This window comes from Streptomyces sp. ME02-8801-2C, from assembly GCF_033793965.1.
Lineage (GTDB): Bacteria > Actinomycetota > Actinomycetes > Streptomycetales > Streptomycetaceae > Streptomyces.
Map to the genome: position 1 here is coordinate 26,794 of NZ_JARAXP010000006.1, position 12,750 is coordinate 39,543.

12 protein-coding genes are annotated in these 12,750 nt (G+C 69.7%); 8 read left to right on the forward strand and 4 right to left on the reverse strand.

Annotated features, from left to right (window positions below):
* Positions 1-38 precede the first annotated feature (38 nt).
* Both PV396_RS20220 and PV396_RS20225 read left to right on the forward strand, forming a co-directional pair.
* Positions 39-479, forward strand: a complete 441-nt coding sequence (locus PV396_RS20220; RefSeq protein WP_319206461.1) for an ATP-binding protein — start codon at positions 39-41, stop codon at positions 477-479.
* 40 nt (positions 480-519) lie between these two features.
* A complete protein-coding gene (locus PV396_RS20225; protein ID WP_319206463.1) occupies positions 520-1,410 on the forward strand; it encodes a hypothetical protein in 891 nt (296 codons plus the stop codon).
* Between the two features lie 27 nt (positions 1,411-1,437).
* Here the strand turns inward: PV396_RS20225 and PV396_RS20230 are convergent, their stop codons facing one another.
* Entirely contained in the window at positions 1,438-2,529 is a 1,092-nt protein-coding gene (locus PV396_RS20230; protein WP_319206465.1) for a hypothetical protein, read from the reverse strand.
* A complete protein-coding gene (locus PV396_RS20235; RefSeq protein WP_319206466.1) occupies positions 2,526-3,188 on the reverse strand; it encodes a hypothetical protein in 663 nt (220 codons plus the stop codon). The genes PV396_RS20230 and PV396_RS20235 overlap by 4 nt, the downstream gene beginning before the upstream one ends.
* A 246-nt stretch (positions 3,189-3,434) precedes the next feature.
* Between PV396_RS20235 and PV396_RS20240 the strand changes: the two genes are divergently transcribed.
* The 5 genes from PV396_RS20240 to PV396_RS20260 all read left to right on the forward strand — a co-directional run bounded on the left by PV396_RS20240 (position 3,435) and on the right by PV396_RS20260 (position 10,095).
* The gene (locus PV396_RS20240) at positions 3,435-6,581 is read left to right on the forward strand and encodes a BTAD domain-containing putative transcriptional regulator (RefSeq protein ID WP_319206467.1); all 3,147 of its coding nucleotides are present in this window, start codon (positions 3,435-3,437) and stop codon (positions 6,579-6,581) included.
* The gene (locus PV396_RS20245) at positions 6,578-7,423 is read left to right on the forward strand and encodes a prepilin peptidase (RefSeq protein ID WP_319206468.1); all 846 of its coding nucleotides are present in this window, start codon (positions 6,578-6,580) and stop codon (positions 7,421-7,423) included. Before PV396_RS20240 ends, PV396_RS20245 begins: the two co-directional genes overlap by 4 nt.
* Before the next feature lie 68 nt (positions 7,424-7,491).
* Positions 7,492-8,706 (forward strand): cyclic dehypoxanthinyl futalosine synthase, encoded by a 1,215-nt coding sequence (mqnC, locus tag PV396_RS20250; protein ID WP_319206470.1) that lies wholly within the window; start codon positions 7,492-7,494, stop codon positions 8,704-8,706.
* An 82-nt stretch (positions 8,707-8,788) separates the two neighbouring features.
* Positions 8,789-9,232 carry an imidazolonepropionase-like domain-containing protein gene (locus PV396_RS20255; protein WP_319206473.1) on the forward strand — a complete coding sequence of 148 codons (444 nt, stop codon included), beginning with the start codon at positions 8,789-8,791 and terminating at the stop codon, positions 9,230-9,232.
* Positions 9,233-9,399: 167 nt separating this feature from the next.
* On the forward strand, positions 9,400-10,095 hold the full coding sequence (locus PV396_RS20260; protein ID WP_319206475.1) for a demethylmenaquinone methyltransferase: 696 nt from the start codon (positions 9,400-9,402) through the stop codon (positions 10,093-10,095).
* A 24-nt stretch (positions 10,096-10,119) separates the two neighbouring features.
* Here the strand turns inward: PV396_RS20260 and PV396_RS20265 are convergent, their stop codons facing one another.
* Entirely contained in the window at positions 10,120-10,626 is a 507-nt protein-coding gene (locus tag PV396_RS20265; RefSeq protein ID WP_319206477.1) for a GNAT family N-acetyltransferase, read from the reverse strand.
* A 99-nt stretch (positions 10,627-10,725) separates the two neighbouring features.
* On the opposite strand from PV396_RS20265, the gene PV396_RS20270 reads away from it, so the two are divergent.
* Positions 10,726-12,009, forward strand: a complete 1,284-nt coding sequence (locus tag PV396_RS20270) for a geranylgeranyl reductase family protein (RefSeq protein WP_319206479.1) — start codon at positions 10,726-10,728, stop codon at positions 12,007-12,009.
* On the opposite strand, the gene def is transcribed toward PV396_RS20270, so the two are convergent.
* On the reverse strand, positions 12,010-12,636 hold the full coding sequence (def, locus tag PV396_RS20275) for a peptide deformylase (RefSeq protein WP_319206481.1): 627 nt from the start codon (positions 12,634-12,636) through the stop codon (positions 12,010-12,012). It lies immediately after the preceding gene.
* Positions 12,637-12,750 lie beyond the last annotated feature (114 nt).

Here is a 12,750-nt window from a genome sequence, read left to right on the forward strand (position 1 = left end):
GATCAATCAACTCCCCTCCCCAGTAACGGAGTCACGGCATGCCCGCAACCGAAGGAATCGCCCTCACCGCGAACGAACCCTGGGAGTACGTCCTCCACATCCCGCACGACCTCCGCGCCGTCACCGTCTGCCGCCGCACTGTCCGCCTGGTCCTCACGATGCACGGCCTGATCCGCCTCACCGACGTCGCCGAGCTCCTCGCGACGGAGCTGGTCAGCAACGCCGTACGTCACACCAAGGGTCCTGTCGCCCTGCGCCTGCGGATGAGGGCCGGCGTACTGCGCGTCGGAGCATGGGACGCCGACCCCGAGCCACCCGAACCGCCGCCCTCGGTAGAGGCGTTGACGCAGCTCACGCACATGGAGGAGGGGCGGGGGCTGGCTCTGGTCGGCTCGTGTGCCGACCTGTGGGGCTGGCAGCCGCTGAGCAGGGATGGCAGGCGAGGGAAGTACGTGTGGGGTGACCTCGTCGCGGCATAGCTCGTTGATCGAACCGAACAGCAGATGGAAAGGAGAGCGGATGGTCGGCTCGCCGCACGAAGGCCTGCACCGGATCTGTCAGAAGGACCCGGCGGGCTTCACGCGCACCCTGCAACGTGTGCTGCATATCCCCATTCCCGAGCCGCGTGAGTTCGCGGTCCTCAACGCGGACCTGACGGAGATTGAGCCGATCGAGCGACGCGTGGACACGTTGCTCAGAGCGGAGACCGACGAGGGTACGTACCTGTTGGTCGTCGAGTCACAGGGAGAGCAGGACAAGGAGAAGCGGAGCAGTTGGGCGTACTACCTCAGCTACCTGTACGCGAAGTACCGCTGGGAGCCGGTGCTGATCGTCCTGACCCAGAGCAGGTCCACGGCCCGATGGGCGGCCCAGCCGATCCGTCTGGGCCTGCCCGGCTGGCACTCGCTCACCGTACGGCCGCTCGTGCTGAGTCCGGAGAACGTGCCGCTCATCGCCGATGAGGCAGAGGCTAAACGGGATGTGTTCCTCGCGGCGTTCTCGGCGATGACGCATGGTAAAGGCCCGGGCGCCGCTGACATACTGAAACCGCTGGCGGCAGCCCTGGAGGCCACCGACACCGAAGGCGCGGGAATGCTCGCGCAGTTCGTGGAGTCATGTCTGGGTGATGCCCAGGCCAAGCAGATCTGGAAGGAACTGATGATGCCGGTCAACTACTTCTTCCGGCACGAGGTCGCCGAGAAGGTCCGGGAAGAGGGCCGGGAAGAGGGCATCGAGAAGGAACGCGCATCGATGGTCCTCCGGATCCTCGAATGGCGCGGCATCTCGGTTCCCGACTCCGTCCGTGGCCGGGTGGAGGCCTGCTCAGACCTGGGCCAGCTCGACATCTGGGCCCAGCGAGCGGTCAGTGCGACGACCGCGGAGGACCTGTTCGCGGGAGACACGGTCTGATCCGCCCCGGCCGTCGGCACTCGGCCCTCAGCGGTTGACCGACTGGATCTCCTGGACGGCGATGTCCTGCGTCGTCTCGAACGTGCCGTTCGGGAGTCTGTCGCCGGTGCCGTCGCTGCCCTGCCAGGTGATCTCCCAGGTGACAGAGGCCTTCAGTTGGTAGGGGGTGCCGTCGGTTGCGCGGAGGTACGTGATTCCGCACGGCGGGGCCTCAGATGCCTTGGCTGCCGTGTACGGCGTACCGATCGAGCCGTCCTCGTTGATCGTGCAGTCGCCCGACGGCGGGTAGGTGGCGGCGTCGGCTGTACCCGGGTCCAGGTGGAGGGCGACCGGCTTGGCCGTCGTCTCCGCCCACAGGCCGGTGTTGGGAAGCTCGGCGCGGACCTTGATGTCCTGGAAGGTGCCCTTGTCTAGCCAGACCCAAGTGGGCAGGTTGACCGTCGACTTGGCCGTCGGCCGGAGTTCGATCTCGGTGCTGGGGACCTCGATCTTGTCGTAGGCGTACTCCGCCAGGGTCTTTGGGGTGGGGGCATGGGCGATCTTGGGGATCACCCCGGCCGGCTCCCAGAACATGATGCGGTTGCAGTCCCAGGAGAAGGGGTCGGTGGTATCCGCCGCTACGCCACGCCAGAAGTAGCCCTTCTTGCCGACGTTGTAGTCATCGAAGCCTTTGACGGTTCCCCCACTTCCGTCGGTGGTGTCGTAATAGTTGAACGTCGACTTGCCGTCCCGGAAGAAGTCCGTCCACAGTTTCGACCCGTACCAGCCGATGCGTGTGCTGATGTTGCCGGCGGCCACAGTCTCCGAGAAGGTCTTGAGCTGCTCGGGCGTGAAGCCCGGCTCGTACCAGCAAGGGGGCGGTGTCCATGTGGTGTTCACCGCCGCGAGGGCACCGCGCTTGCCGCCGGTGGGACCGCTGACCTGGGTGACCTTGATGTTGGAGTAACTGGCGGACGCGTACAGTTCGTTGCCGTCGGCGCCGCCTGTGGGGGGCGTGGCGGGGGGTGGGGTTGTTGAGTGGTCCCCGGGGAGGTCCGCGTGTGCGACGCCGCTGGTCCACAGCAAGAGGGCGGCAGCCAAAACCGGCATCAGGCGCAGCGACTGAGAGGACGCCCTCATGCTGCCCTGCACTCCTGGGACTTGCCCACGACCTCGATGACCATGGCCTTCCAGGGCTTGGAGGAAGAGGTGGGTGGATTCATGAGCAAGGTGTATTTCTCGTAGCTTGCCAGGCTTTCCTCCGTTCGGAGGATCTTGCCCGTCTTGATTTCTTTTCCGAAGAACTTGCCCTGATTTCGGCAGAAAGTGACGACGATGTTCTTGTTGCTCAGCGCGGTCGCTTTCGCGTTGTAGTACTCGTCGGTCCCGGTGACGGTCCAGCCGCCCTTCACCATGGTCTGGATCTGGGTCTTGGCGTACTTGGCGGCAAGACCATCGGAGTAGTACTTGTACGCCGGGTCTTCGGGGTCCTGTTGAGCCATGCCGTGGGTCAATGCCCGCATGTAGTTCTCCGCGTTGGCGAGCGCGGCCGCTGACTTCGCATCGGACGGTGTATCGAAGTCGAAGACCAGATTCACGTCTTTCGGCACGCTCATGTCCGGTGCCCCCGCACCCCCCGGATCCGACACCGAAGCCGAACCCGAAGGACTACTCGCCCCCGAATCCGCCCCCTTGATGTCGTCCGGCGAGGACTTCTCGCCCCCGCCGCATCCGGTGAGCAGAAGAGCCGTCGTTGCGGTGAGCGTGGTGACGGTGACGGACAGGGCGCGGCGGGCCACGGTTGATCTCCCCCGGGGTCGGACTGGCGTGTGTACGGCAGAGAACGAAGCTATCAGTGGTGCGTAGAGGGCATTTGTGTGCCGCCAGGGGGTTGTGTGGGGACCGTGAGGAGTGTGTCGTGGCGGTTGCGAACGGTCCTGATGTCGACCGACACCCACGTCCGAAATAAGATCCCGATAGGCTCAGCACACCCCCACGTCTCGCTTCCATTCCGCCCCACACGACACGAACCCAGGACACCCGCCATGCCGCGACGCAGCACTTCAAGCCGGACGGGAAGCCCCACGGGCAGCCGGACGGGAGGCTCGCCGGGTCCGGGTAACGCCCCGGGTTCAGGGAACGGTCCGGGGGCGGGGGGTTCGTCGACGCCGAGGAACCGCACCCCCCAGCCCCTCCCCAGGCGGCGGCGCAGTTTCGGGGACTTCGTCAAGGCGTTTCTCGCGTTCGTCGCCCTCGCAGGCCTGCTCGTCGGGGTGCCCTACGCGCTCGCCGTGGTCATCGGGTGGCCGTTCCCGGACGGGGCGCCCTCCCTGGACTGGCTGCAGGAAGAGATCACGGTCAGGACGTTCCAGAACATCCTCGGCGTCATCGTCTGGATCGCCTGGGCCCAGTTCACCGCGTGCGTGCTCGTCGAGGTGAAGGCCGCGCTGTCCGGGGTCGGGATGCCGGGGCGGGTGCCCGGCGCCGGGCCGAGTCAGCTGCTCGCGCGGCAACTCGTCGCCGCGCTGCTGCTCGTGGGTGCCACGGCCGCCTCCTTCACGCCGGGCCTCTCGCAGCTCGGCCACAGCATCGAGGGCAACCAGCAGGGCACCGTCGCCTCCGCGCAGGCCACGCCCGGCGGTTCGCTGAGCGGGATGTTCGCGCAGCAGCAGGAACAGGCGGCCAGTACCGCCGCCGCGCTCGGCCAGCAGGCCGCCGACGCGGCCAGTCACGCGGAGGTCGGGGGGCCGTCGGTCAAGGCCGGCGCCACGAAGTTCTACCGGATCCAGCCGCCCGAGGGCCGTCATCACGACTCGCTCTGGGAGATAGCGCAGCGCCACCTCGGTGACGGACGCCGGTACGGCGAGATCTACCAGCTCAACAAGGACCGTGTGCAGCCGGACGGTTCGCGGCTCTCCGAGGCCAGTCTGATCCGCCCCGGCTGGATCATGGAGATGCCCGGCGACGCCCGCGGCGGCGACCTCGTCGAGATGCCCAGCACCGGCGCCACCGCTTCAACTACCGCTCCCGACGCCGGTTCCACCGTTTCCCCGCACGTCGCGCAGCAGATCAACCAGTACGCCCAGACCGGCGACCACGCGCAGGGAACCGGCGGCGGCCAGCAGGGCGGCACCACCTCCCTCGATACCAACACCACCCGTATCAGCCTCCCCCAACAGCGCCCCGAGACCGGCGGTACGCACGCGAACCCTGCTGTTCTGCACGAGCAGCGCACCGCGACCCCGGCCGAAGAAGCCACCGCCACCACCACTGAGACCACCTCCGCCGAATCCGACGCCGGTTTCTCCTTCGGCCTCCCCGAAGCCCTCGTCGGCGCGCCCCTCCTCGCCGCCGGTCTCCTCGGCGCGCTCGGCCGCCGGCGCCGGCAGGCCCTGTGGCAGTCGGCGCTCGGTGCGGTCGGCGGGCGGCGCGGTATGGAGCCGCCCACGCCCACCGGTGCCGCCGCCGACGCCCAGGACGCGCTCCTCATCGGCGCCGACCCCGAAGGCGTACGCCTGCTCGACCGCTCGCTGCGCGGACTCGCCGCCTCCCTCGCCGGCGAGTCCCGGCCGCTGCCCACCGTCTACGCGGCCTGGCTCAGCAACGGTGACCTGCACCTCCAGCTCGCCCAGCCCGCCGGGAAGCCCCCGGCCCCCTGGCAGCTCGGCCAGGACCAGACCTTCTGGCTGCTGTCCCGGACCGACGCCGAGCGGTACGAGGATGTCGACACCGCCGCTCCCTACCCGGGCCTCGTCAGCCTCGGCACGATGGACGACTCACGCCTGCTGCTCAACCTCGAGTCGGTGCCCGGCATCGTCTCCCTGAGCGGCAGCGAGTCCGACCGGGCCGCCGTATTCGCCTCCGTGGCAGCCGAGTTGGCCACCAACGGATGGTCGGACCGCATGACCATCACCCTCGTCGGATTCGGCGAGGACCTCACCCCCCTCGCCCCCAACCGGCTGCGCCACCTCGACGGCATCGAGGCCCTCGTCGAGACGATGGAGGCCGAGACCAGGCAGCGGCGCGGGGCGCTGGGCGCGGCCGGGCACGACTCCGTGCTCACCGGTCGCACCGGCCCGGCCCAGCACACCCGTTGGGCCCCGCACCTCGTGCTCCTCGCCGCCGAACCCTCCGCCGACGACGCCGTCAAGCTCGCCGAACTCGCCGCCGACGCAAGCCGGTTGGGCATCGGCTACCTCGTCGGCACCGAGGGCGGTGACCTGCCCGGCGCCGCCTGGGAGATGGAGATCACCGGCGAGGGCAAGCTCCTCGCGCCCCTCCTCGGCCTTGAACTCGACGCCCAGGTACTGCCCGTTGCCCAACAGCGGGCGATCGTCGAGCTGTTCGTCAACGCCGACCCCGACAACACCCCGGACGGACCGACGACCACGCCCCCCTTCCTCGTCGACATCAGCGAGCAGGGACGGCCGGCGGTGTACGCGCGGCTCGTGGGCCCGTACGAGATCATCGGCCTAGACACCCCGGACGGGGAGCGCAGCCCCCTCCAACACGAGGCGCTCGCACTGCTGTTGCTGCACCGCGAGGGCGTGCACCCGCGTGTCCTCGCCTCGGCGCTCTGGCCGCGCGGTGTCACCGACGACGTACGCGAGGCGCTTCTCGAGCGGCTGCGCGTCTGGCTCGGCACCGACCCCGACGGCACCCCCCGCCTGGCCACGGATTCCAACGGGCGGCTCACGCTGGCCAAGTCGGTCGTGTCCGACCTCGACGTCCTGCGCTCGCTCTACCACGAGGCCACGCAGGGCAAGGGCGTCGACAGCCGCGTCGTACGCGGACGGCTGCTCACCGACGCGCTCGCGCTGGTGCGCGGGCCGCTGCTCGCCGACCGTCCCGAGGGACGTTATGGCTGGCTCACGCACGAGATCATCGACGCCCAACTCCCGCTCCTGGTCGCGGACATCGGGCTCGCGCTCGCCGAGTTCCACCTGGTGAAGAACCGCGCCGAGAGGGCCATCGAGGCGCTCGACGCGGCCCTCAACTCCGCCCCCGGCGACGAGCGGCTGTGGCACGAACTCCTGCGCGCCACCCACTCCACCGGCGACACGGGCAAGCTGCAGCAGGTCGCCGCCGACCTGATCCGCCGCAGCGGCGCCCGCGGCCTGCCGCCGCGCACCGAGGCACTCCTCGACGAGCTGCTGCCGACCTGGCGCGACGGCACGACGGCCGTGGGATGAGCGTCGACCAGCTGATCGTGGTCGCCGCCGCCCTCTGGGGCGCGGCGGCCGGAACGCTCGTCCCGCGCGCCGCCTACCGCTTCTCCGTCCCGCCCGAGGAGACCTGGCGGGACCGCTGCCCACAGGGCCACCCCCTGGGCGGCGGACTGGGAAGCGGCTGGCTGGGCCCGGCCCGGTGCGCGAGCTGCGCCGCCGCGGTCCCCGGCAGGGGCCAGAAGGATGCCGGGGACGCCGGGCACGTCACGACCGGTGCGACCGGCCCGGCGTACGACGAGAGCGGCGGCCGTACGAGTGCGTCGTACGGGCCCAGCACCCCCCTCCTCGCCCTCGCCACCGCGCTCGTGTGTGCCGCGCTCGCCGCCGCGACCGGTACCCGGCCCGAACTCGGGGCCTGGTTGCTGCTCGCGCCCGTCGGGGTGCTGCTCGCGGTCGTGGACTTCCGGGTGCAGCGGCTGCCCGACCTGCTCACCCTCCCGCTGGCCGCCGCCGCCCTCGTCCTGCTCGGCGTGGCCGCGCTGCTGCCCGAGCACGCCGGTGACTGGCCGACCTCGCTGCTGGGCGCTCTGCTGCTCGGCGGCGCGTACTTCGTGCTCTTCCTCATCAGCCCGGGCGGCATGGGCTTCGGCGATGTGAAACTCGCCCTCGGGCTGGGGGCTGTCCTGGGCTGGTACGGCTGGGGGAGTGTCGTGCTCGGCACCTTCGCCGGATTCCTGTTCGGCGGGCTGTACGGGCTCGCCCTGGTCGTCGCCCGGCGCGCGGGCCGCAAGACGTCCATCCCCTTCGGCCCGTTCCTGATCGCGGGAGCGTTCGTCGGGCTGCTGATCGGCGCGTATACGGCCTGACGTGAGGCGCGGCAGGGCACTGACGTAGGCTGGAACGGTCCGCCCCACGCCATCCGAAGGGACGCCCGGTGACCGAGAACGCCGACCATAAGTCGTTTGATGTCACAGCCGTCCTCGACCGTGCCGCCGCAGGCGGGCGGATCACCCCCGAAGAGGCGCTCGTCCTCTACCGCGACGCCCCGCTGCACGCCCTCGGCTCGGCCGCCGACACCGTACGCCGCCGTCGTTACGCGGGTACGGAGCACATCGCGACGTACATCATCGAGCGCAACATCAACTACACGAACGTGTGCGTCACGGCGTGCAAGTTCTGCGCCTTCTACGCCGCCCCCAAGGACACGGCCAAGGGCTGGAGCCGCGACCTCGACGACATCCTGCGCCGCTGCGCGGAGACCGTCGAACTCGGCGGTACGCAGATCATGTTCCAGGGCGGCCACCACCCGGACTACGGCGTCGAGTACTACGAGAAGCACTTCGCCGCGATCAAGGCCGAGTTCCCGCAGCTCGTCATCCACAGCCTGGGGGCGAGCGAGGTCGAGCACATGGCCCGGATCTCGAAGGTGTCGGTCGAGGAGGCCATCACCCGTATCCACGCGGCCGGCCTCGACTCCTTCGCCGGCGCCGGCGCGGAACTCCTTCCCGCGCGCCCCCGCAAGGCCATCGCGCCCCTCAAGGAGTCCGGCGAACGCTGGCTGGAGATCATGGAGACCGCGCACGGGCTGGGCGTCGAATCGACGTCCACCATGCTCATGGGCACCGGCGAGACCAACGCCGAGCGCATCGAGCACCTGCGGATGATCCGTGACGTACAGGACCGGACGGGCGGCTTCCGCGCCTTCATCCCGTACACCTACCAGCCCGAGAACAACCACCTCAAGGGCCGTACGCAGGCCACGATCTTCGAGTACCTGCGCATGATCGCCATCGCCCGTCTGTTCATGGACAACATCGCCCACATCCAGGGCTCGTGGCTCACCACGGGCAAGGAGGCCGGCCAACTGTCCCTGCACTACGGCGCGGACGACCTCGGTTCGATCATGCTGGAGGAGAACGTCGTCTCCAGCGCCGGTGCCAAGCACCGCTCCAACCGGATGGAGATCATCGACCTGATCCGCAAGGCGGGCCGCGTCCCCGCCCAGCGGACCACGACGTACGAGCACATCGTCGTCCACGAGGACCCGGCGAACGACCCGGTCGACGAGCGCGTCATGTCCCACATCTCGTCCACCGCGATCGAGGGCGGCACGGCCCACCCCGAACTGAAGCTGCTGGCTTCCAACTGACCGACCGGATGCCCCCGACCGATCCGATGCACGCTGCCCGGACGCCGACCGACCCGATGCCGACCGGCCAACAGGCGTGCCCGTGCTGACGATCCACGCCGCCGACGAGGTCCGGGTCGGCTGGGACATGGAGCCCCTCGAGGAGGGTGCCGTCGCGGTCGACGGCAACCGGGTCGCCGCTGTGGGCCCGCTCTCCGAGGTGGCCGAGCGGTTCCCGGGCGCGCGGGTGCGCCGCTGGCCGGGCGTGCTGGGCCCCGGGCTCGTCCACGAGGGCCCGCTCCCGGACGCCCCGACGCCGCGCGAACGCGTACACGCCGTGCTGAAGGGGGGTGCGGTGGCGGTGCTGGAGGCGTACGTCACCTCACCCGACCTCCGCTCGGCCGCCGAGCGCAACGAGGTCGCCGTACTCGCGTCCACGCGGACTCCGGCACTCGTGGAGGGCGAGCGGGCGGACCTGGCCGTGTTCGACGGGGGCACGTGCGTGGCCACGGTCTGCGCGGGCCGCTTGGTGCACCGACGCGCTTAGAGAGCTGCTCCTCCATCGGGTGGCGGCGAAACGGACCTGTCTCTCAGGGGCCCGGGGAACCGCGCGCAAAGCCCCCACCCACCCGCACCCGGCAACCGACCGACCTCACCCCGCCCCATGCCCGTGCCGCCGGGAGGCTGTGCGGTACGTACTGCCACAATGGGCCCGTGACCCGCGCATCCCTGAACAAGCAGCCGCACGAAGTCGCCTCGATGTTCGACGACGTGGCGGAACGGTACGACCTCACGAACGACGTGCTGTCGCTCGGCCAGGACCGTGTGTGGCGCAAGGAGGTCGCGAAGGCGGTCGACGCCCGCCCGGCACAGAAGATCCTCGACCTGGCCGCCGGTACGGCCACGTCCTCCCTGCCCTTCGCCCGCACGGGCGCGTACGTCGTCCCCTGCGACTTCTCCCTGGGGATGCTCAGGGTCGGCAAGCGGAACCACCCGTGGCTGCCCTTCACGGCGGGCGACGCCACCAAGCTGCCCTTCCAGGACGACACCTTCGACGCGGTGACGATCTCCTTCGGGCTGCGCAACGTCCAGGACACGGGCGCCGCCCTGCGCGAGCTGTACCGGGTCACGCGCCCCGGCGGACGGGTCGTGATCTGCGAGTTCTCGCACCCGACCTGGGCGCCCTTCCGCACGGTGTACACGGAGTACCTGATGCGGGCCCTGCCCCCGGTCGCCCGCACGGTCTCCTCGAACCCGGACGCGTACGTCTACCTCGCCGAGTCCATCCGTGCCTGGCCCGACCAGCCCGCCCTGGCCGAACTGCTGGGCGACGCGGGCTGGTCGAAGGTGGCCTGGCGCAACCTCACGGGTGGCGTCGTGGCCCTGCACCGGGGCTTCAAGCAGCCGTAGCCGCCGGCTCTTCTCCGCCCGCGATCACAGGTCGAGCCGGTAACAGTGCCCCTCCTGGCCCAGCGTCGGTGTGACGAACACCTCCGTGAGCCGCATGCCCAGCCGCCGGGTGACCGCGATGGACCGTTCGTTGCGGGCGAGGACCATCGCGACCACGCTGGACACGCCCGCCGAGCGCACCCTCTCCAGGGTCAACTCGGCCGCGGCGGTGGCGTACCCCTGGCCCCAGTGGGCCCGTCCGAGCCGCCAGCCGATCTCGATCTCCCCCTTGGGGCCCCACTCCCGCGGCCATGGCTGGGCGCCCGTGAAGCCGATGACCTGGTCCGACTCGTCGAGCATGGTCCAGAAGCAGAATCCGTACTCGGCGTCGTGTCGGCGCTGGCGGGCGGTGAGTTCCTCGTAGTGGGACAGTTCCGCCGACCTGCCCCCGTGGAACTCCATGACATCGGGGTCGTCGAAGACGCGATGCCAGGCGAAGGCGTCCTCGTCGGTCGGAACGCGGAGACGTACTGCGGGGAGCGCTCGGTCCACGGGGCAGCCCTTCAGCCGGGTGATCAGTACTGCTGAATAGACTGCCCATGTCCAGTGCCGGTCGGCACGTAGATTTCCGAGTCTTGGGGAGAACCCGTCGTGACCGAGCCCCTCTCCGAAAACACCGCCGATGTGATCGTCGTCGGAGCCGGGCCAGCCGGTTCCACGACCGCGTACTACCTGGCGAAGGCCGGACTGGACGTGCTGCTGCTGGAAAAGACCAGCTTCCCGCGCGAGAAGGTGTGCGGCGACGGTCTCACGCCCCGGGCGACCAAGCAGCTCGTCGCGATGGGGATCGACATCTCCGAGGAGGCCGGCTGGCTGCGGAACAAGGGCCTCCGCATCATCGGCGGTGGCGTCCGCCTCCAGCTCGACTGGCCGGAACTCGCCTCCTTCCCCGACTACGGCCTCGTCCGCAAGCGCGACGACTTCGACGAACAGCTCGCCCGCCAGGCCCAGAAGGCGGGCGCGCGCCTGCACGAGCGCTGCAACGTGGGTGCTCCGATCACCGACGCCCGCACCGGCCGCATCACCGGCGTACACGCGAAACTCGGCGAGGACAAGCGCGAGGTCACCTTCCACGCCCCGCTGGTGGTCGCGGCCGACGGCAACTCCACCCGCCTGTCCCTGGCGATGGGCCTGCACCGCCGTGAGGACCGCCCGATGGGCGTCGCGGTCCGCACGTACTTCACCTCGCCCCGCCACGAGGACGACTACCTGGAGTCCTGGCTGGAACTCTGGGACCGACGAGGGGACGAGGACCGCCTGCTCCCGGGCTACGGCTGGATCTTCGGCATGGGCGACGGTACGTCCAACGTGGGCCTCGGCGTGCTCAACACCTCCGACTCCTTCAAGGAGCTGGACTGGCGCGAGGTGCTGAAGGCCTGGTGCGCGTCGATGCCGGAGGACTGGGGCTACACCCCCGACAACATGACCGGCCCGATCCGCGGCGCAGCCCTCCCCATGGCCTTCAACCGCCAGCCCCACTACACGAAGGGCTTGTTGCTCGTCGGCGACGCGGGCGGCCTGGTGAACCCCTTCAACGGCGAGGGCATCGCCTACGCAATGGAATCCGGCCAGATCGCCGCCGACGTCATCGTCCAGGCCCATGCGCGGGCCACCCCGGCCCAGCGGGAGATCGCCCTCCAGCGCTACCCGCGCGTGCTCAAGGACACCTACGGCGGCTACTACACGCTGGGCCGCGCCTTCGTGAAGCTCATCGGCAACCCGAAGATCATGAAGATCGCGGCCGAACGCGGCCTGACCCACCCCCTGTTGATGAAGTTCACCCTGAAGATGCTGGCCAACCTGACCGACCCGACGGGCGGCGACGCGATGGACCGCATCATCAACGGCCTGAGCAAGGTGGCCCCGAAGGCGTGATCAGGAGCTGAGGGCCTGCTGCTTGGCTGACCGTCGCGCGAACACCGCCTCGCGACGGTCCGCCACCTGCCGCAGCGCGTCCTTCCGCTCCCGCCGGGAGAGCCGGTCCAGATACACGCGTCCGTTCACATGGTCCGTCTCGTGCTCCAGACACCGGGCGAAATACCCCGTCCCCTCGACAACCAGAGGGTTCCCGTCCTGATCGAGCCCGCGCACGACAGCGCGATCGGGGCGCGGTACGTCCATCACGGCCCCCGGCACGGACAGGCACCCCTCGCCCTCGTCGAGGAGGCGCCGGTCGTCGGCGTCGAGCGGCTCCAGTACCGGGTTGACGATGTGCCCGACATGCCGGACACCTTCGTCGTCCAGGCAGTCGTAGACGAACAGCCGCAGTCCGACGCCGACCTGGTTGGCCGCGAGCCCGGCTCCGTCGGCCACGTACATCGTCAGGAACATGTCGTCGATGAGAGCGGCGAGTTCGGGCCCGAACTCGGTCACGTCCCGGCACGGCTTGTGCAGGACCTCTTCGCCCACTTCGGTGATCCGCCGAACGGCCCCACGTCGTGACTCGGGCGTGAGCCGCGGGTACGAGTCGACGGGCCTGCCCTGTACGAAGACACGAGGCATCGCTGTCTCTCCTTCTGCTGTGTGAGTGCTGAGAAGTGCCGAGACCTCAGCCTCACACAGCCACCCCCCTCAGGGGACGGAGAAGGGTCGCTGCCGATCAGTGGCAGCGACCCT

What these genes read in the sequence shown, in the direction of transcription:
- PV396_RS20240 (WP_319206467.1), top strand. Translation starts at nt 3,435, where the DNA reads ATGCCGCGACGCAGCACTTCAAGCCGGACGGGAAGCCCCACGGGCAGC.
- PV396_RS20245 (WP_319206468.1), top strand. Translation starts at nt 6,578, where the DNA reads ATGAGCGTCGACCAGCTGATCGTGGTCGCCGCCGCCCTCTGGGGCGCG.
- PV396_RS20230 (WP_319206465.1), bottom strand. Translation starts at nt 2,529, where the DNA reads ATGAGGGCGTCCTCTCAGTCGCTGCGCCTGATGCCGGTTTTGGCTGCC.
- def (WP_319206481.1), bottom strand. Translation starts at nt 12,636, where the DNA reads ATGCCTCGTGTCTTCGTACAGGGCAGGCCCGTCGACTCGTACCCGCGG.
- PV396_RS20220 (WP_319206461.1), top strand. Translation starts at nt 39, where the DNA reads ATGCCCGCAACCGAAGGAATCGCCCTCACCGCGAACGAACCCTGGGAG.
- PV396_RS20225 (WP_319206463.1), top strand. Translation starts at nt 520, where the DNA reads ATGGTCGGCTCGCCGCACGAAGGCCTGCACCGGATCTGTCAGAAGGAC.